Annotated in this window: 22 protein-coding genes; 16 read left to right on the forward strand and 6 right to left on the reverse strand. The window is 46.1% G+C overall.

Annotated features, from left to right (window positions below; translation table 11 throughout):
- Nucleotides 1-81: 81 nt before the first annotated feature.
- Nucleotides 82-939 (forward strand): stalk domain-containing protein, encoded by an 858-nt coding sequence (locus tag ACUN27_RS14175; RefSeq protein WP_445559065.1) that lies wholly within the window; start codon nucleotides 82-84, stop codon nucleotides 937-939.
- 5 nt (nucleotides 940-944) lie between these two features.
- Here ACUN27_RS14175 and ACUN27_RS14180 read toward each other — a convergent pair whose 3' ends face one another.
- Together ACUN27_RS14180 and ACUN27_RS14185 are read right to left on the reverse strand one after the other, a co-directional pair.
- Nucleotides 945-1,607 (reverse strand): response regulator transcription factor, encoded by a 663-nt coding sequence (locus tag ACUN27_RS14180; protein ID WP_315951318.1) that lies wholly within the window; start codon nucleotides 1,605-1,607, stop codon nucleotides 945-947.
- A 41-nt stretch (nucleotides 1,608-1,648) separates the two neighbouring features.
- Nucleotides 1,649-2,770, reverse strand: coding sequence for a sensor histidine kinase (locus tag ACUN27_RS14185; RefSeq protein ID WP_315951317.1), 1,122 nt, complete (start codon nucleotides 2,768-2,770; stop codon nucleotides 1,649-1,651).
- Nucleotides 2,771-2,953: 183 nt separating this feature from the next.
- Here ACUN27_RS14185 and ACUN27_RS14190 point away from each other — a divergent pair, with 183 nt between their 5' ends.
- Genes ACUN27_RS14190 through ACUN27_RS14200 form a run of 3 tightly spaced genes read left to right on the forward strand, consistent with a single transcriptional unit; the run spans nucleotide 2,954 to nucleotide 6,230 of the window.
- Complete coding sequence (locus ACUN27_RS14190) at nucleotides 2,954-3,889, forward strand: ABC transporter ATP-binding protein (protein ID WP_315951316.1); 936 nt, start codon at nucleotides 2,954-2,956, stop codon at nucleotides 3,887-3,889.
- 12 nt (nucleotides 3,890-3,901) lie between these two features.
- Nucleotides 3,902-5,083: an ABC transporter permease gene (locus ACUN27_RS14195; protein ID WP_326062158.1), complete on the forward strand. Its 1,182-nt coding sequence runs from the start codon at nucleotides 3,902-3,904 to the stop codon at nucleotides 5,081-5,083.
- Entirely contained in the window at nucleotides 5,076-6,230 is a 1,155-nt protein-coding gene (locus ACUN27_RS14200) for an ABC transporter permease (RefSeq protein WP_445559066.1), read from the forward strand. The genes ACUN27_RS14195 and ACUN27_RS14200 overlap by 8 nt, the downstream gene beginning before the upstream one ends.
- An 84-nt stretch (nucleotides 6,231-6,314) precedes the next feature.
- Here ACUN27_RS14200 and ACUN27_RS14205 read toward each other — a convergent pair whose 3' ends face one another.
- Complete coding sequence (locus ACUN27_RS14205) at nucleotides 6,315-6,410, reverse strand: YjcZ family sporulation protein (protein ID WP_315951313.1); 96 nt, start codon at nucleotides 6,408-6,410, stop codon at nucleotides 6,315-6,317.
- A gap of 227 nt (nucleotides 6,411-6,637) precedes the next feature.
- Between ACUN27_RS14205 and ACUN27_RS14210 the strand changes: the two genes are divergently transcribed.
- The 7 genes from ACUN27_RS14210 (at nucleotide 6,638) to gndA (ending at nucleotide 14,019) form a co-directional block, all read left to right on the forward strand.
- Nucleotides 6,638-6,874 (forward strand): DUF6953 family protein, encoded by a 237-nt coding sequence (locus ACUN27_RS14210; RefSeq protein ID WP_127452406.1) that lies wholly within the window; start codon nucleotides 6,638-6,640, stop codon nucleotides 6,872-6,874.
- A gap of 216 nt (nucleotides 6,875-7,090) precedes the next feature.
- The gene (locus ACUN27_RS14215) at nucleotides 7,091-7,687 is read left to right on the forward strand and encodes a hypothetical protein (protein WP_127452115.1); all 597 of its coding nucleotides are present in this window, start codon (nucleotides 7,091-7,093) and stop codon (nucleotides 7,685-7,687) included.
- A 216-nt stretch (nucleotides 7,688-7,903) separates the two neighbouring features.
- A complete protein-coding gene (locus ACUN27_RS14220; protein ID WP_315951312.1) occupies nucleotides 7,904-8,908 on the forward strand; it encodes a LacI family DNA-binding transcriptional regulator in 1,005 nt (334 codons plus the stop codon).
- A gap of 18 nt (nucleotides 8,909-8,926) precedes the next feature.
- Entirely contained in the window at nucleotides 8,927-10,198 is a 1,272-nt protein-coding gene (locus ACUN27_RS14225; protein WP_326062160.1) for a lactate racemase domain-containing protein, read from the forward strand.
- Nucleotides 10,195-11,766 carry a gluconokinase gene (gene gntK, locus ACUN27_RS14230; RefSeq protein WP_326062161.1) on the forward strand — a complete coding sequence of 524 codons (1,572 nt, stop codon included), beginning with the start codon at nucleotides 10,195-10,197 and terminating at the stop codon, nucleotides 11,764-11,766. Before ACUN27_RS14225 ends, gntK begins: the two co-directional genes overlap by 4 nt.
- Before the next feature lie 40 nt (nucleotides 11,767-11,806).
- Nucleotides 11,807-12,574: an SDR family oxidoreductase gene (locus tag ACUN27_RS14235; protein ID WP_127452123.1), complete on the forward strand. Its 768-nt coding sequence runs from the start codon at nucleotides 11,807-11,809 to the stop codon at nucleotides 12,572-12,574.
- Between the two features lie 32 nt (nucleotides 12,575-12,606).
- Nucleotides 12,607-14,019 (forward strand): NADP-dependent phosphogluconate dehydrogenase, encoded by a 1,413-nt coding sequence (gndA, locus tag ACUN27_RS14240; RefSeq protein WP_315951308.1) that lies wholly within the window; start codon nucleotides 12,607-12,609, stop codon nucleotides 14,017-14,019.
- Nucleotides 14,020-14,032: 13 nt separating this feature from the next.
- Here gndA and ACUN27_RS14245 read toward each other — a convergent pair whose 3' ends face one another.
- Nucleotides 14,033-14,332, reverse strand: a complete 300-nt coding sequence (locus tag ACUN27_RS14245; RefSeq protein WP_157321432.1) for a hypothetical protein — start codon at nucleotides 14,330-14,332, stop codon at nucleotides 14,033-14,035.
- Between the two features lie 171 nt (nucleotides 14,333-14,503).
- Between ACUN27_RS14245 and ACUN27_RS14250 the strand changes: the two genes are divergently transcribed.
- Nucleotides 14,504-15,010, forward strand: a complete 507-nt coding sequence (locus ACUN27_RS14250; protein WP_326062162.1) for a shikimate kinase — start codon at nucleotides 14,504-14,506, stop codon at nucleotides 15,008-15,010.
- Between the two features lie 23 nt (nucleotides 15,011-15,033).
- Here ACUN27_RS14250 and ACUN27_RS14255 read toward each other — a convergent pair whose 3' ends face one another.
- Complete coding sequence (locus tag ACUN27_RS14255) at nucleotides 15,034-15,324, reverse strand: rhodanese-like domain-containing protein (RefSeq protein ID WP_315951306.1); 291 nt, start codon at nucleotides 15,322-15,324, stop codon at nucleotides 15,034-15,036.
- Between the two features lie 100 nt (nucleotides 15,325-15,424).
- Between ACUN27_RS14255 and ACUN27_RS14260 the strand changes: the two genes are divergently transcribed.
- From ACUN27_RS14260 to ACUN27_RS14275, 4 genes are read left to right on the forward strand one after another with little or no spacing between them, the layout of a single operon-like run.
- Nucleotides 15,425-15,598, forward strand: a complete 174-nt coding sequence (locus ACUN27_RS14260; RefSeq protein ID WP_326062163.1) for a FluC/FEX family fluoride channel — start codon at nucleotides 15,425-15,427, stop codon at nucleotides 15,596-15,598.
- 49 nt (nucleotides 15,599-15,647) lie between these two features.
- Nucleotides 15,648-16,943, forward strand: coding sequence for a 3-phosphoshikimate 1-carboxyvinyltransferase (aroA, locus tag ACUN27_RS14265; protein ID WP_326062164.1), 1,296 nt, complete (start codon nucleotides 15,648-15,650; stop codon nucleotides 16,941-16,943).
- 34 nt (nucleotides 16,944-16,977) lie between these two features.
- Nucleotides 16,978-17,796: a C39 family peptidase gene (locus ACUN27_RS14270; RefSeq protein ID WP_315951304.1), complete on the forward strand. Its 819-nt coding sequence runs from the start codon at nucleotides 16,978-16,980 to the stop codon at nucleotides 17,794-17,796.
- Between the two features lie 12 nt (nucleotides 17,797-17,808).
- Entirely contained in the window at nucleotides 17,809-18,234 is a 426-nt protein-coding gene (locus tag ACUN27_RS14275; RefSeq protein WP_326062165.1) for a CoA-binding protein, read from the forward strand.
- Nucleotides 18,235-18,305: 71 nt separating this feature from the next.
- Here the strand turns inward: ACUN27_RS14275 and ACUN27_RS14280 are convergent, their stop codons facing one another.
- The gene (locus ACUN27_RS14280; RefSeq protein WP_315951302.1) at nucleotides 18,306-18,872 is read right to left on the reverse strand and encodes an FAD-dependent oxidoreductase; all 567 of its coding nucleotides are present in this window, start codon (nucleotides 18,870-18,872) and stop codon (nucleotides 18,306-18,308) included.
- Nucleotides 18,873-18,909: the final 37 nt, after the last annotated feature.

Below are 18,909 nucleotides of genomic sequence, written 5' to 3' on the forward strand. Positions count from 1 at the left end.
TTTGTCTAAAAAAGCAGGAAAATATAGGAGTTTGCCGAAATATGTGGAATAATCTATGGCTAAAGACAGGAGAATTCGGATATGAGAATGAAGAAATGGTCTGCAATCGCTCTTTTGGGCTCTTTGATGGGAACATGCTTTACGGCAGGCGTCTATGCGCAAGATGTGCTGCAACGTGTTGACGCGTATTTAAGAAATGATTTCAAAATCGTTGTGAACGGGCAGCAGGTAACGCTTGCGAACCCGCCGTTAATTTATAACAATAGCAGCTACTTGCCAGTGAAAGAGTTGGGAAATTATTTGGGGGCAGTCGTTAATTGGCAGGAGAGTTCCAAAACGATCTATATTAACCCGCGTATTAATCCCGGACAACCCACAGAGGGGAATAATATCAATTACACAGAGATAGTGTTCCAATACCCTTATGTGCAGTACTTCGATTATCGAGGTGCCACTTATCCGATCCTCACGAACACGACAGAGATGACGTACTATCGATTAAAGGATGTGGAGCGAATGGGTGTGCCTACAGTCGGATTGCGCAAAGCGAAGGAGAAATATTCAGAAGAGATCTATGTCGGAGAGGATGAATTGAAGAAGGTTTGGGGGAGCGAGCCTCCGCAATCATCGTATATGTATAATGAAGGTGTTACTGTCACAGGTGAGAATGACCCTATTAAAATTAAAGCACTCAAAGACTATGTGGAGAGCTTCCGATATTATGAAATTGATAAGATACCGTACATGTCGAGCCCGATTATTATTGATGCACTGCCTGAACTCAATACATACAGCTATTTACTTGTCGAGAACGGTCATTACTTCCGCACGACACTCAGGCTGGCGCAGAGCAATAATACGAACAGCAACAATCAGCCCGAATATGTGGTGGGGAGTTCCTCCAAAGAGAATATCGAGGTTGTAAAAGTAAATAAATAACTACACTAACTGATGACTCCGGATTGTTTTTTTAAATAGAAGATGGCAATTTGCGTGCGATCGCGGAGATTCAGCTTGCTGAGAATTTCAGTTATATAATTTTTGACCGTACCTTCGCTCAGGAACAGCTCCTGGGCGATTTCTTTGTTCGATAAGCCTTCCGATATTTTCTCAACCACGGCTTGTTCACTGGCAGTTAACCCGTATTCTCGGAGCATGGCAGGCAGAGGTGCGCTTGGTGCGGGAGCTGGGCTGATGAAGGTAGCTAATTTCTTGGCAATGTCAGGATGAATAAGCAAATTGCCTTGCTCAACCGTTTTGATTCCTTGAATGATACGGTCCGGAGAAATATTCTTAAGCAAATAACCGCTAGCCCCATTGCGTAGCGCCTGAACGATAAATTCATCGTCGTCAAATGTTGTTAGAATCAGAATGGAAATCGCGGGATATGCTTGTTTAATTTTCAACGTGCCTTCCACGCCATCGCAGATGGGCATTCTAATGTCCATAAGGACTACATCGACCTGAACACCGCTCTGAATAAAAGCCAAAGCTTCATCGCCATGATTGCACGTACCGACAACCGTAATGTCTTGGTCAAGTCCAATAATCAATTGCAAGCTTTCTCGAATAAACGGATCATCGTCAGTAATAAGAACATGTATCATCGTTGTTTCAATCCTTTCTTTCTTCATTTGCATTAGTGCGTTTAACGAAAAGTGGGCAAGACCGTTGTCACGGTAAAAGCGGAGTCCATGGCTACAAAAAGCTGACCGCCTATGAGCTTGCTGCGCTCTTCCATGCCTGTCATTCCAAGACCTTTCACGGTTTGAGCGGCAGGGAGTCGACCGTTATTCGAAACGCTCATTGTGATTTGCTTGGTTTCATAGATTAATTGAATTTGAACGGATGTTGCTCCGCCGTGGCGAATTGCATTCGTGATGGCTTCTTGGGCATTGCGGTATAGAATGAAGGCGAGACTTGGATACAGGACATAAGGCATTCCCTGAATATCAACTTCAATCGCAATACTTTTGTCCTTGGTCAATCCTTCAATAAGCCGATTAAGCGTGAACGACTGCATGGAATCGTCATCCGGTTTCAGCTTGCGCACCGTTGATCGAAGCAGCTCCATACTTTCAGTCAATTGGTCCCTGACGGAAGTTAACATCTCCATGCCTTTGTCCATTTGAGTTGGCAAAATCCGCAGGCCGGCTTCCATCATCATTTTGAGACGAATTAATTGATGTCCCAAATCATCGTGAATATCCCGGGAAATCCGGTTCCGTTCATCCAGCTGGGCTATATTTTCAACCTGTCTGGCATAGTCCAATAACTGCATGCGTGCCTCATCCAGCTCATAATGCTGCCGCCGCAGCTGATCATAGAGCAGTTCGATATCCACTTTGTTTTGTTCCACCCGGTTCATATGCAGCAATAGGAGCACCAGGATAAAAAAGAGGAAATTGGCCAGCACATAATAATTGCTCGATTGGCCTTGTAAACTCAGATTTAAGGCGATCAATTGAATACCTAAGAAAGAAAATCGGAGATGACGATGAAAGGCATGCAGATAAGTGAGCAATGTGGAGTAAAAGATCATGAATAATAAGCCGTCAAACGTATAGCTTAGCCATCCGCTGAATGCGATTTCGATCAGAAGCATCCAGACAGCTCTCTTGAAAATCGTTCTTCGCAGCTCAGCGACCCAGAAGAATAGAAGAATAAAGAACACATACGTACCGTTAGACGCGTAGCTTTCGAGATACATGGAGGCAATCGCTGGAATGAGAATGAGCGTGTAGCGGGTAATAAGCAATAAAGGTAACAAACGATTCCCTTCCTTTGTAAGCGTGTAGGAAAATTATAGCATAATTGACAAGTGAGTCTACATGTTTTATAGCGTGCTTATGACTTTTGTCACCTTGTTAAATGACTTAATCTACCTGTAGATGTAATTTCCATGAGGTACAATAAGTGTAATTCAAGCCGTCGAGAAAAGGGAGAGGATCCTATGAGTTTTATTCAAATTAAAAATGCTGTGAAAAAATACAGCAATCAAATATCCGTTGATCATTTGAATTTATCCATCCAAGAAGGTGAAATTTTCGGTTTGCTGGGCCCGAATGGAGCCGGAAAAAGCACGACGATCAAAATGCTAAGCGGCTTGCTCAAAATAGATGGGGGAGAAATGCTTGTAGACGGTCTGTCCGTTGCCAAGGATCCGTTGGAGGTTAAACGACTTATCGGTCTTGTTCCGCAGGAACTTGCCATTTTCGAAACTTTAAGCGCTAGGGAAAATGTTACGTTTTTCGCCAGACTTTACGGCTTAAGAGGCCCTCTCTTACAGAGCCGTGTGAAAGAAGCTCTTGAATTCGTCGGATTATCGGATCGGGCTAACGATAAGCCGAACGCTTTTTCAGGGGGAATGAAGAGGAGATTGAATATTGCTTGCGCCATTATGCATCATCCTAAACTGATTATTATGGATGAGCCGACCGTCGGCATCGATCCCCAATCGCGGAATCACATTCTGGAGTCGGTCAAAACCTTGAACCGTATGGGCTCTACGATCATTTACACATCGCATTACATGGAAGAAGTAGCTGCAATTTCGACGCGGGTCGGCATTATGGATCACGGACATCTGATTGCATGCGGCACACAAGAGGAGCTTCGTGGCAAAGTCGCGCAGGATAACAAGATTGTGCTGCAGGTAGCACATTTATCAGAGGATGCGGTTAAGGAGCTGCGGGATCATCCCAAAATCAAGCAGGTTAACGCCCAGGAGCAAGCGCTGGAACTGCTGGTCGGTTCGTCGCAAGCCTATTTGCAAGACATTTTGTTCATTTTATCCAAACATAACGTCAAAATTCAATCGCTCGTGCAGGTAGAACCGGATCTTGAGGCATTATTCCTGTCGTTGACCGGCAGAACTTTACGGGATTAGGGGGAGAGCACGATGTCGCTATGGATTATTGCAAAATATGAAGTTTTGCGAATGTTTCGCATGCGTTATGTCATGGCCATTCAGTTTGTAATGCCGCTCTTGCTCATCTTCATATTAGGGTCAGCGCTTTCAGGAGCTTTCAAAGTGGAGGACCGGACCATCAAGCCAGTGAAAGTGGACGTTGTGCAGGGAGATACGGGTGCCTTGAAATCGAGTATCGAAGGCTTTCTGCACTCGCCCGACCTCGGGAATTTGATTCAAACCTCAACTGTTCAGACACGCGACCAAGCTGTCAAAAGACTTAAATCAGGCGCCTCTGAATTTGCGCTGATCATCCCTGCTGATTTCAGTGCTCTTGTAATGGCGGGGAAGGAAGCCGAATGGGAAATGATTTTCGGTAACGATTACGAGCAGAATTTGACAGCCGAAATGGTGCTTCGTTCCTTCTTGGATAACGTCAACCAAAGACAGGCAATCGTGATAGCGACTGGTTCTGAAGCAGCAGCTGCCATGCAGAGTCAGGGATCGTCTGAGCATGTTGCTGCCCCGGCAGCTAGCCATGTCAAGTTAGGGAATCTTGCAGCGAATAATTCCCAGTATTCTGCCATGCAATATTATGCGGCATCTATGCTGGTCATGTTTTTGTTATACTCCGGCCTGTCTACAGCAATGACACTGCAAGGCGAGAAGGATAAACATACACTTTCCCGCCTTAATGCAATGCCGATTCATGAATCTGCGATTTTACTTGGCAAGGTGCTCGGAAATGCCTTTATTGCGATATGTCAGGCGGCGGTCATCGTCGGAACAACCGTTATGTTTTATCATGTTGATTGGGGAAAATCGTATGGGGTGTTGGCGCTAATCTGCTTTTTCGTTGTCGTGGCGTCTATGAGTCTCGCCGTATTAACAACTCTCATTGTGAAATCGTCCAAAGGAATCTCAACGATTTTCCAGATGGTTGTACTGACGATGTCTTTTCTAAGCGGAGGCTTTACACCTCTACCGGATGGATTTCTGCGGCAAATTGGTAATTTCACTCTGAATTACTGGGCGATGCAAAGCATGTATCGCATTATGTTAGGCAGTGAAACCTCTGTTTTAGCTCATCATTTACTGGTCTTGGGCTGCATTAGCGGTGGATTACTGTTTGTTTCTTTCATTGTTTACCGAAAGGCGGGATACCATGAATAGTTTGTTTATCGCCTATAATATGCTTCGTCGCACGCTTTTACAAAAAAGAGGTTTTCTGATGTATCTGCTCATTCCTGCGGGTGTTGTTTCCTTAATCATTGGTGTGATGGGACAGCAGCAGGAGCATCGGGTTGATATCGCTTATATCAATATGGATCACGGGCCGCTCGGCGCCCACTTGGTGCAAGAATTGAGTGGGCTGCCGGACTACAAGCTGAAGGAACAAGTTTCTGATGCGGCCTTGAAGGAGGTTGTGACGAAGCAAATTGTCGGTGGCGCGTTCGTCATCCCGGAAGGATTCAGTGAAACGTTGTTAAAGGGCTCCGCACCGCAAGTAGATATGTATCAATTAAGTGTAAGTGAAGCGACGGTTACTTTGAAAATAACCCTGGATAGCATCCTTACTGGCTATCAAGGAACTGTTGATGCCCTGCTCAAGCAAGGACTTCAGGAGAAATCGCTTCAGGACGCCGTGGAAAAGACATTGATCCAGCTAGAAAAGCACCAAGTTAAGGCGAGTGTCACGGATCTGAACTTGTATGTAAATCCGAATATGCATCTTGTCATTGGCTTTATGCTGATGTTCATGATGGGGGTTATCAATAACACGATTTCCGTCATTATGGAGGACCGGAGAATGCGGACCATGGCAAGAACCTTCACGGCTCCGGTTCGCTCCGTAGAAATTATGCTAGGCAATTTTATCGGCAGCTTTTTTGTAGGAACCTTGCAGGTGCTTGTGATCTTGATCATAACACGTTATGTGGCCCTATATGATTATGGACTGCCGTTCTACTCGCAATTTGTCATGTTGGAATTTTTCTTATTAGCAAGTATGGGCATTGCCAGCGCAGTTGCAGGCTTGGTGAAAAATGCCTCTAATATGGGCATGATCAACTCTTTGATCGTTACGCCCACTTGCATGTTAGGCGGCTGTTTTTGGCCCGTTTCGCTAATGCCGGATTGGATGCAGAAAATTGCCGATTTCGTTCCCCAGAAATGGGTGATTGAAGCCATCCAACTTATGGCTGCGGGGCAAACTTTGTCCCAGATGTGGATGCACATGGGGGTGCTGGCCTTATTTGCTCTGATTCTGCTTGGTGTCGGCACGGTGATTTTGAGACCCGAGGATGCAGAGGTAGGTTAATCTAGGTTAATCCGCTCGCTAGCGGGAATATATATAAAGGGCTGCTGGCCAAATGCCAGTCAGCCCTTTTGTATTTGAAGTGGATTAGATAACGAATGCACTAGAAATAATAACTAACAAAATAAAAAGCACCAAAATTGCTGCGGCAGAATTGTAACCACCTACACCTGCATAACCCATTCAAAATCACCCTTTCGTTTATTAATTCTGTTCGTTTGTCTTACAGGGATAGCATATGGTGATCTCCCTAGGAAGGAATGGGCGAATGGATTTGTATGGGAATGATTGTGCTCCTGTACCTATTAATCGATAAATGTAAAGAAAATGTGTTACAATGGAACGATGGATTTATCTTATTGGACAAGGTTCAATTCGACATAACGAATGCAATGAAGGGGAGAAAGGGAATGGCCGTTACGGCGAACGAGGTTGCAGAATGGATGCTCGAGCAGTTGAAATCCGCAGGGATTTTGCATCAGAAAGAAGCCGTTGACTATATTATTCGCCATTATGGAGAATCCTTTATTTATGTCAACGAAAATGGCAATCAAGCGATTTCCAAAGAAGTCAAAAAAATATTTAAGAAACTTCATGGCGGCAGAGCTGCCTGGGAGCGCGACGGATTTTTCTGGGGATGGCATTAAATCGAGTACCTTTGCATAGCAAAACCAGCCTTCCATTTTTTGTTAGGCTGGCGCCGCTATCATACAGGCATCGGCTTTTTTTGTACGTTTTTCCTTAAAAAAATGTCAATAATCCAAGTTGCTAAAACATAGAATTCATAATAAGATAAGGATAAGAAGATAAGTTGTCTGAATATTTAAATAAAATCAAACGCACCAATTATGGAGGGGATTGCCGTGAGTAAGAGTCATGAAGTGGAGTACTGCAACCTAGAGTTACGATTTGATCGCCGGCTAATCCGGAACTTCATTAAAGCACTCATTCAAGAAGGTTATTCTCTGTATTGGAACGAAAGTGAGCTGCAGTTCATCATTTCCATTCGGACAGGACGCAAGCTGATTAAGCTGAAGTTTGAACGAATTGGTGAAAAGTATAAAATCGTGGGTAATTATTCGTTCAAAGACGAGAAGCTCGCGGAAATGATGGAAAAATTGATTGGAGACACACGCGGTCATGCCGTAGTCAAAAGATTTAAGGATCGGCAAATTCTCATTGAGAATATTATGTTCGGGGAAATTATTCGCATGGTTGAAATTAGCGGCATCGAACATAAAGTGCTGTATCAGAAGGAGCCAGCCGTGACAGTAGAAGAAGTCATGCAAGCGCTGCGATCCAAGCGTACTGATGAGCGAATCCCTATTTTGCGCATGGAGCTCGATTATGAACTGGCCACCTTGCATGATGCGATCGCATCCGGGGATGCCAAAGCGATTATGGAGAGTAAAACCAAATTGCTTGAAATGCGTCAAGAAATGCTTTTATTGGAGATGTGAGAATGAATAGTGGATTTGAATAAAAAGAGAGCCTGTATTTATACATACGGACTCTCTTTTGTGTTTCTTAGGGTTTCTGGAAAAAGAAGAAGCGTATATACTTGGATTTTTGCTTAAACTAGGGGTAAACCGCTCCCAAGAAAGGGAGCTTTTTTATTGAAAAGACTATTGTTAACGTGTGCATGAATGTGATATGCTTCTGATAGAGGTGAAGGAATGAGCGTAACGATTAAGGATATTGCCAAGCTTGCGGGTGTGTCCCATACGACGGTTTCCAGGGCGCTTAATAACAGTCCGCTTATTCAAGAGGAAACGAAAGAACGTATTCGCCTCATAGCCGAGCAACTGGATTATACGCCCAATTACAGTGCTAAGAGCTTAGTTCTCGATCGATCGTATAATTTGGGGCTGTTCTTTACCACACTGAGTAAAGGAACTTCAGCAGGTTTCTTCTATGAAGCCATCCGCGGCGTCAACTCGGTCATTCAGGACCGATACCAACTGATTGTCAAGGGGATTGATGACTATTCGAGCTTTCAATCCATTACCCGCAAGAGCTTTGACGGAATTATCATAGTTTCCCAAAGCGATGACGATCAGGCCATTATTGAACATATCGCAAGTAAAGGCATCCCGCTCGTCGTTCTCAATCGGCCAGTCTCTACAGCCGGAGTGTTGAATATTCTGTCTGACGAAGAGCAGGGCGCTTTCCTGGCCTGCTCCTACTTGGTTGAGCAAGGCCACAAGCGCATTGCGTTGATTGAGGGTCGCAAAGGGTTTAAATCCGCCCAAAATCGGAAGGACGGCTTCGAACGAGCCATGAAGCATTATGGCATTAGCGTACCGCCGATTTACAGAATTCCCGGCTTGTATGATCTCGAAAGCGGTCATAAGGCTATGCAGCAATTTCTTGCCTTGGAAGAGCGGCCTACCGCCGTATTTAGCTGCAATGATGAGATGGCGCTTGGTGCAATGAAAGCGATATCGGAAGCCGGCATGCAGGTGCCGACGGACATTTCCGTTGTTGGATTCGATGATACGGTGTTTGCAGCATATGTAACGCCCGCCTTAACAACCGTTCGCAGACCGATTGAACAAATTAGTAAAGAAGGCGCTGTACGGCTCCTTGGGAATATTGAAAATAAGCAGCACGAAACGGAGCAGGTGCTTTTGAAGACAGAGCTCGTCGTGCGGGAGTCCGTAAAGAAGCTGTCAACATAAAGAAAGAGGGAATAATCGATGAGCATATTAAGAGAGCTGTTAAATGATATTCCGATCCCGCAAGTGGTTAAGATTCGTCAGAAGTTCGATCGTACGATTCTGGAAAATCCAGAGCAGGAGCTTGCGGATAAGCTTGCAAGCAGCGGTGTTATGGAGACCATTCTTCCAGGTCAGCAAGTTGCTGTCGCCGTAGGAAGCAGAGGGATTGCAAACATCGCTGGATTTACCAAAACGACAATTGATGCCATTAAAGCCAAAGGTGCGTTCCCGTTCATCGTGCCTTGCATGGGCAGCCATGGCGGCGCAACGGCAGAAGGACAAACGGAAGTGCTCCTTCACTTTGGGATCACGGAAGCGACAATGGGCGCTCCGATTCGTTCCTCTATGGAAGTTGTGAAAATTGACGAGCTTCCCAACGGTCTACCGGTTTATGTGGATCGCATTGCTTCAGAAGCGGATGCTATCGTTGTCATTAATCGCGTGAAGCCGCATACGGCGTTCCGCGGACGCATTGAGAGCGGCATCATGAAGATGATCGCGATCGGGCTAGGGAAGCAAAAAGGCGCTGAAGCTTGCCATCAGCTTGGCTTTAAGTATATGGCGGAGAATGTGCCGGCCATGGCGAACCTGATGATCCAGAAGCTGCCCATCGTGTTCGGTGTAGCCCTCGTCGAGAATGCCTATGATGAGACTTGTCGTGTAGAAGTGCTTCCTGCAGCCGAGATTGAAGAGCGCGAAGAGCAGCTGTTGATTGAAGCGAAGGCGCGGCTTCCTAAGATTTTGTTCGATGAGATTGACGTGTTGGTCATTGATTATATCGGTAAAAATATTAGCGGCGACGGCATGGATCCGAACGTAACCGGCCGTTACCCGACGCCTTATGCCCACGGTGGCCCGGACGTTGCCAAAATGGTTGTTTTGGATTTGACGCCAGAAACGAAAGGCAATGCCAACGGAGTAGGAACGGCTGATTTTACGACTCAACGCTTAGTGGATAAAACAAACCTGGAGTTCACGTATGCTAACGGACTGACATCCACGGTATGTGCCCCAACGAAGATCGCAACAACACTGGAGAATGATTTCTATGCGATCAAAGCGGCTGTAAAAACTTGCAACATCCTGGACTACACGAAGTGTAAGCTCGTTCGGATTCAAGATACGCTTCACCTTGGCGAAATTGAAATCTCCGTGAATTTGCTCGACGCAGCGCGCGTTCATCCCGATATTGAGATTTTAACTGAGCCTTATGATCTTTCATTCAACACAGAGGGGAATATTAGCAAATGACTGACCAATTAAGTACCCTCAAGCCCTATATCATAGCGGCTGATATTGGTACGACAAGTACGAAAACGCTCGTTATTTCACGCGAAGGGAAAGTTCTGGGGTCACACTCCATTGAATATCCCCTTTTCACGCCGACGGCTGATCGCGCTGAGCAAGATCCAGACCAAATTTTTGATGCTGTCGTGCAAGGGATCGGCGAAGTTGTTCGGAAGGTGGGCGTCAAGCCTGAGCAAGTGCTTTGCGTCTCCTTCAGTTCAGCTATGCATAGTCTGATTGCGGTTGATCAAAACACGAAGCCGCTGACCGCTTGCATCACATGGGCGGACAATCGCAGCGCGATGTATGCGGCTGAATTGAAGCGCAGCGGGTTGGGGCAGCAGATTTATTCGCGAACAGGCACACCGATCCATCCGATGTCTCCACTGCTCAAGCTGATGTGGTTCCGAGATAATGAACCTGGGCTCATGAAAGAGACATACAAGTTCATTGGTATCAAAGAATATGTCTTTGCGAAACTTTTTGGCCGTTATGTGATTGATCATTCTCTTGCCAGCGCAACAGGCTTATTCAATCTAGAGAACTTGGATTGGGACGTAGAAGCCCTGGGACAAGCTGGCGTTACGCCAGACCAGCTCTCCGAGCTAGTTCCTACAACGTATCGTGTAGAGGGCCTTAGTGCTGAATATGCTTCTGCGATGGGATTGTCCCAGGATACGCCGTTTATTGTCGGAGCTTCCGACGGCGTGTTGGCCAACCTAGGTGTTGGCGCTTTTGAGCCGGGCGTTGTCGCTGTCACCATAGGAACCAGCGGCGCGGTGCGCAGCGTAGTGACCAAGCCGCAAACGGACCCGGAAGGCAAACTGTTCTGCTATGCGCTAACAGAGAAGTTCTGGGTCGTTGGCGGACCTATCAACAATGGCGGTATTGTTTTCCGCTGGGTACGAGATCAGATCGCTACCGCGGAGGCCGAGGAGGCTCGCCGGCAAGGGATCGATCCGTATGATTATTTGACGGAGTTGGCCTCTCAAGTGAAAGCGGGCTCTGACGGGCTGTTGTTCCTGCCGCTGCTTTCAGGAGAACGCGCTCCGTACTGGAATGCGAATGCTCGCGGAGTATATTTCGGGCTTTCTCTAAGCCATGAGAAGAAGCATATGATTCGCGCGGCTCTGGAAGGCGTCATGTTTTCCATTCAAGCTGTCGCAACGTCGCTTGAGCGGATTATGGGGCCAGCGGCAGTCATTCGAGCTTCAGGCGGTTTCGCCAGATCCGAATTTTGGCGTCAGATGATGACGGACATGTTGGGTACGTCCGTTACGGTGCCGGATTCCATCGAAAGCTCTGGTATCGGGGCAGCGCTGCTTGGTTTACTGGCGATGGGCGAGATTGATGATTTGGCTCATGCACACAATTGGATTCAGGTTGGAACGGCTCATGAGGTGAATGAAAGCAATTATCGCGTATATCAACAATTGACATCTATTTATACAAGCGTATATCATCAGTTAAAAGATCAATTCGACGCGATAACCGCCTTTCAAGGACAGCACCTTCGGAGCCCTCAATCATAAATAGCTTAAGCAAGCAAAATGCTAGAGGGGATGAAGACAAATGAATTTATTCGATCTTACAGGGAAAACAGCAGTAATTATCGGCGGTAACAGTACACTTGGAGGTTCCATGGCGATTGCATTAGCCGGTCATGGCGCGAAAGTAGCGATTGTTGGACGCAACCAAGAGAAAAGCGATCAAGTTCGCCAGGAGATCGAAGCGATTGGCGGCGAAGCCCAAACTTTCCAAGCGGATGCAACGAAACGTGAAGATTTGGAGCTTGTGCTCAAGGAAGTAATCGCTTGGTCTGGCCGTGCAGACATTTTAATGAACTGTCCAGGGAAAAATAGTGCTACGCCTTTCTTTGACATTTCCATGGAAGAATGGGATTCTATTATGGAGGTAAATTTGAAAAGCGTCGTGCTAGCTTGCCAGGTGTTTGGGAAATATATGATTGATCGTGGCGAAGGCGGAAGCATTATCAATATTTCGTCTGTATCGTCTGATCCGCCTCTATCACGTGTATTCACTTACTCCGCTTCTAAAGCAGCTGTTAATAATATCACGCAGAACATGGCACGTGAATTCGCTCCGAGCCGTGTGCGTGTGAATGCGATCATTCCTGGTTTTTTCCCAGCTGAGCAGAATCGTAAGATTTTGTCGCCTGAGCGTATCGAGTCCATTATGCGTCATACGCCAATGAACCGATTCGGTGAGGCATCTGAGCTACAGGGTGCTGCTGTGTTCCTTGCTTCTGAACAAGCTTCGAGCTTTGTTACAGGCTCTGTTTTAAGAGTGGATGGCGGTTTTGGCGCGATGACGATTTAAATATTTATATATCGGAAGGGTGTATGAGAGACGTGTCTAAACAACAAATTGGTGTAGTTGGATTAGCGGTAATGGGGAAAAACTTAGCGTTAAACATCGAGAGCAGAGGTTTCACTGTATCCGTATTTAACCGTTCTGCCGAAAAAACAAAAGAGCTTCTTGAAGAAGCAGCTGGCAAACAACTAGTTGGTACATACACTGTAGAAGAATTCGTGCAATCTTTGGAAGTTCCGCGCAAAATTTTGATCATGGTCAAAGCAGGCGGTCCAACTGACGATACGATCAACCAATTGCTGCCGCACCTTGAAAAAGGTGATATCCTGATCGACGGAGGCAACGCGTTCTTCCCAGATACGCAACGCCGTAACAAAGAACTTGAAGCACATGGTATTCGTTTTGTTGGTACTGGTGTTTCCGGCGGCGAAGAAGGCGCGCTTAAAGGCCCATCGATTATGCCAGGCGGTCAAGAATCCGCGTATAAATTGGTTGAGCCTATTCTTACAGCCATCTCTGCTAAAGTTGGCGAAGACGCTTGCTGTACGTATATCGGACCAGACGGTGCCGGTCACTATGTAAAAATGGTGCACAACGGGATCGAGTATGGCGACATGCAGTTGATCTGCGAAGCTTACCAACTCTTGAAAGATGTTCTGAATGTAAGCACAGAAGAACTTCATGAGATCTTCACAGAGTGGAACAACGGCGAGCTTGACAGCTACCTGATCGAAATTACACGTGATATCTTCACGAAATACGACCCTGAAACCGGCAAACCAATGGTTGACGTTATCCTCGATTCCGCTGGTCAAAAAGGAACAGGAAAATGGACCAGTCAGAGTGCTCTGGACCTTGGCGTACCGCTTTCCATCATTACGGAATCCGTATTCTCCCGTTTCATCTCTGCGATGAAGGAAGAACGCGTAGCGGCTAGCAAAGTGCTCAAAGGACCTGATGCTCCAGCCTTCACAGGTGACCGTAAAGCATTTATTGAAGCTGTGCGTCAAGCGCTGTATGCAAGTAAAATTTGCTCTTATGCGCAAGGCTTTGCTCAAATGAGAGCGGCTTCCGATGAATACAAATGGGATCTGAAATACGGCAACATCGCGATGATTTTCCGCGGCGGCTGCATTATTCGCGCTAGATTCCTTCAAAATATCAAGGATGCGTACGATCGCAATCCGGAACTGAAGAACCTGCTGCTTGATTCTTACTTCACAGATGTGGTTGAGAACTATCAACAATCGTGGAGACAAGTTGTTGCAGAAGCTGTAACTCGCGGTATCGCGGTTCCTTCTTTCGCATCGGCACTTGCTTACTACGACAGCTACCGTACAGAAAGACTGCCGGCTAACCTGCTGCAAGCGCAGCGTGACTACTTCGGCGCTCACACGTTCCAACGTGTGGACAAAGAAGGTTCCTTCCACTTCAACTGGATGGAAAACTAAGAGGGCAGGGGCGCTATGCCTCTCCCTGTAAACCGTAAGCCGCTTCGCGCAGCCACATTTTCAAACGATCGGCTTCTTGATCGAAGCCGTTCCGTCTGTGAATGAGCATCAAGGAGACTTCGGCAAAATAACGGAAATTTTTTAACAATCGTGGTTGAGCAAGACCTTGCATACGCGGGTCTTCTTCAGCCACTTTTTTCTTAATAAACTCCAAAATCCAAACAACATCCTCTTTGCACAAAACATAGCTCGGGTGTAAGATTTGCTCCAGTTTGCCTTGCGTGTGGTTGGAATAGGCAACAATTGGGTTCAAAACTTCATCTCTCCTTGTCGGCATTAGGTTTCTCTTAAAATCTTAACTGTTTGTGTTGGAATTTATTCACACTACTATATGTTTTTCAAATGGATTGTATTCATGACTATGCGGCTATGGTATGATGTTGGGAAAGTTTGTATGAACAGCATATGAGAAAAGGGGATTAACGTGACAACAAGCAATCTTGTACTTGTAGGTTTCATGGGGACAGGCAAATCAACCGTCGGGAAGAAGCTCGCTGAGCGTCTGGGATGGAAATTTCAAGACTCGGATGCTGTACTTGAAGACGAGCTCCAGACGAGTATTGCAGATTTGTTTCGTCAATATGGGGAAGCGCATTTTCGCTCATTAGAGAGCAAGACTCTAGAAAGTTTATTAGCTCAAAGAGGGCAAATTGTGGCAACAGGCGGGGGCGCTGTGTTAGCAGAGGAGAATAGAGCGTGTATGCTTCGTAATGGCTTTGTCGTGGCGCTGAAAGCTTCACCAGAGACAATTATTCATCGCGTGAGCGCGGATATAAATCGTCCGCTATTGCAGGGGAACTTGGAAGAACGTGTTCATACACTGCTTGAGCAGAGAAAGTTTGCTTATGATTTCGCACATACCGTGATCGACACGACGGAACTAACGACAGATCAAATCGTTGATTTGATTATTCAGCAAGCGAATCTTTAAGAGAAGAGGGACAAGCTTTAAGCTTAGTCCTCCCACTCCAACATACCGCCTGTCATGTTTTTAAGGCCTTTATAGCCTTGCGCTTCCAAAAAGCCAAGCGCTCGCCCGCTGCGATTGCCGCTGCGGCAAACAAGAATCACTTCGTCCGCCTGCGGGATCTCGCTTAGTCGCTCCGGCAATTGGCCTAGCGGAATATGGATGGCACCTGCAATCATGCCTTCAGCCACTTCTTCGTCTTCTCGAACGTCGATGATTGCCAACTTTTCGCCACGGTTTAATCTATCTCTGACGGCGGATGGTAAAATCGTATCCATCGTAGGACCTCCTTGTTTTAAAATGTGGGGTAAAAGCCCCATCACAAGTAATGATAGAAACATTAAGGCAAGATGTCAAACCTCGTGCAGCACCACATACATGTGGAGAAGGTTCCCAAGTTCTATTCCGTATGGTACACTGACAATAAATCTTTTGGGCTGTTTTTTACTGGGAATTCTGATAATATGCCATGGGGTTGACAATTGTAAACTATTGATTGGCAACGGTTTTATGAGAGCTTTCACTACAGTTATACCGGTGGAATTCTATTAACATTCATCGGATATTACATATAAACACATGCGAAGGAGATATTAACCACATGAAGGCCATTGTGAAACCTACTGCAAATCTACAAGGAGAAATTAACGCGCTTTCCTCCAAAAACTACACAACTCGTTATTTGCTAATCGGAGCACTAGCGAATGGGACAAGCACGATCTATTACCCAGCACATAGTGAAGACAGTGATGCGATGAGGCGTTGTGTACAAGATTTAGGCGCTGTCATTGAAGAAGATGATGAGAAGATTGTCATTACAGGTTTCGGTAAGAACCCTAAACATGTGTCTGAGTTAAACGTAGGAAATGCCGGTGCTGTTCTGCGGTTCTTAATGTCTACAGCAGCATTTTGCCCGGACGTGACGTTCGTTAACACGTATCCTGAATCCCTGGGTAAGCGTCCTCATGACGATTTAATCGAAACTTTGCAGCAAATGGGCGTGGAAGTACAACATTCTAACGGACGTTTGCCGATAACAATTAAAGGGGGCAAACCCCGCGGCGGTAAACTTACGGTTTCCGGAAACGTTAGCTCGCAGTTCCTTAGCTCTCTCTTATTCATGACACCTCTGCTTGAAGAAGATAGCGAGATTGAAGTGCTTCATGATTTGAAATCCAAAATTATTGTGGGCCAAACGCTCGAAGTGCTTGAGCAAGCAGGCATTGTCGTTCATGCGAGCGAAGATTTGATGCACTACCGGATTCCGGGCAGACAATCGTACCAAGCCAAAGAGTATGTAATTCAAGGCGATTATCCAGGTTCTGCGGCCATTCTGGCAGCAGCGGCAGTGACGAACTCGGACCTACGAGTTCTTCGTTTGGAAGAAAACAGCAAGCAAGGCGAGAAAGCTTGTGTCGATGTTTTACGTGCAATGGGTGTTAATTTAACGCATGACAACGGAGTTGTACATGTTCGCGGCAACCAAAAGCTGATCGCTGGGGAGTTTGATGGAGATCACTTTACAGATGCTGTTCTAGCTATGGTTGCGGCTGCTGTTTTTGCAGAAGGTACATCTCGTTTCTACAATGTTGAAAACTTGCGTTACAAAGAGTGCGACCGAATCACCGATTACTTGAACGAGCTGCGCAAAGCAGGCGCTGATGTGGAAGAACGTCAAAGTGAAATTATCGTCCACGGCAAGCCGGAAGGAGTTACTGGCGGTGTCGAGATCAACGCTCACTTCGATCATCGCGTCATTATGGCTTTAACTGTCGTTGGTCTTCGTTCCGAGAAGGGTTTGACTATTCGTGATGCTCATCACGTGGCCAAATCGTATCCGCAATATTTTGATCATTTGCGTTCTATCGGTGCTCAGGTTGAACTTGTGAAGGAGTAACTTCATTCCAAAAACAAGGATCGGGTGAGTCAGCATGAGGATTATTTGGCAGGGGTTAAAGGTGACGTTTGGATTTTTCCTCGTTGCAGGACTTGTGTTTGCCAGCAGTGTTTTTGCTGTACTGCTATATGCCAAAGCTACCGGGAAAGAGCCGGCATTATTTGCGGCCAATCCTGTAGTGGCCACAGTTAAGCCGGGCGAGCCAGTTCAAGCAGCGGAGGTTTCTTCGCCACAACCGACAATCCAGACAAAAAAATCAGCAATGATTGATGCGCCTGTTTTTTCTCAACTGCCTGAACTGCCTGCAGGTTGTGAAATAACGAGTTTAACGATGCTTCTGCATTATTATGGAATTACCAAAGGTAAGATGGAACTTGCGGCCGAAATGCCCAAAGATAATACACCTATCAAGCTAAATGCGGATGGTTCACCTGCTTATTGGGGAAATCCGAACATAGGCTTTGTAGGTGATGTTACACGAAAGCAAAGGGGCTTCGGCATTTACCATGCCGGTCTTTTTCCACAGCTAAAGTCCTACATTCCCGAAGCGATCGATATTACGGGTGAGTCCTTTGAGCTATTTGAACAGCAAGTGGCAAATGGTTATCCGGTCATTACATGGACGACAATTGATTATAATTTGCCATACAAATGGGTGACATGGGACACGCCGCTTGGCCCGATTCAAACAACTTATGCGGAGCACGCTGTATTATTGGTCGGATTCGATGAGAATAATGTATACTTGAATGACCCGCTAAGCGGTAAAAAACAGCTGCAAGTAAACAAAGCTCAGTTTATTGAAAGTTGGACCGCTATGGGGAAGCAAGGCCTCACTTACTTGAAAAAATAGGAGGTACTACGCATGACTTTTGAAAATCCGTCCAGAGAGCACATTAAGGAAATTCTTGCGAATGCAGGCAATATTGCCGTCGTAGGTCTATCCGACAAGCCTGATCGCACATCTTATATGGTAGCTGCAGCCATGCAGAGCAGAGGATACCGGATTATTCCCGTAAATCCGAATGCAACGGAAATTTTGGGTGAAAAGTGTTATGCTTCGTTATCCGACATTTCGGAGCCAGTTGATATCGTCAATGTTTTCCGCCGGGCAGATCAAGTCGTCCCCGTTGCGGAGGAAGCTGTCAAAATCAAAGCCAAAGTGTTCTGGCTTCAGCTTGAAATCGTGAATGAAGAAGCAGCCCGCATCGCAATTGAGGGTGGCTTAGAAGTCATTATGGACCGCTGCATTAAAGTTGAGGACGCAATTCTCAATCCGCGGAACAACTAAGGGATAACTCAAAAAACCGCTTTTCTCAGACCCTTATGGTGAGAGAGAAGCGGTTTTATTTACGATAAAGCCTAAGCTTTTAATACATCGTGATCGACATAACGTGCGCCATTCAACTCACTGATCACGTTAATGGCCACTTTGGCGCCATCCCCGGAAGTGACAATGGTGTGCATGGAAACACCGGCGATTGTGCCTGCTGCCCATACACCTTTGAGGCTGGTGTTACCTTGTGCATCCGCATCGACAACCGTTTTGATACGAGGCTCAGTACCTGGTTTCGTCTGAATGCCGGAAGCTTCTGCGAGGTCAACGGATAAACCTGTGGCAAGAATGACATACTTACCTTCATATGTACCATTTTCTGTCGTTACTTGAAAGCCGTCGCCAGCCTGATTCAACTGCGTAGCTTTGCCTTGCACGAATTCAGCACCGAATTTAGCGGCTTGTTTTTTCCCGATTTCTACTAAATCAGGACCGGTAATGCCATCTACACCATAATGATTTTCAATCCACGCACGTTTTGTCACGCTTTGATCATTGTCGATAACGAGCGTTGATTTGCCAGCTTTGGCTGAGAATAAGGCTGCACTTGCTCCAGCAGGTCCTGCTCCAATAATAATAATATCATAGGCCAAGTCCGTATTCCTCCTTGTAAAGTGTATGGGGTACTAA

The sequence above is a fragment of the Paenibacillus sp. WC2504 genome (assembly GCF_052682475.1).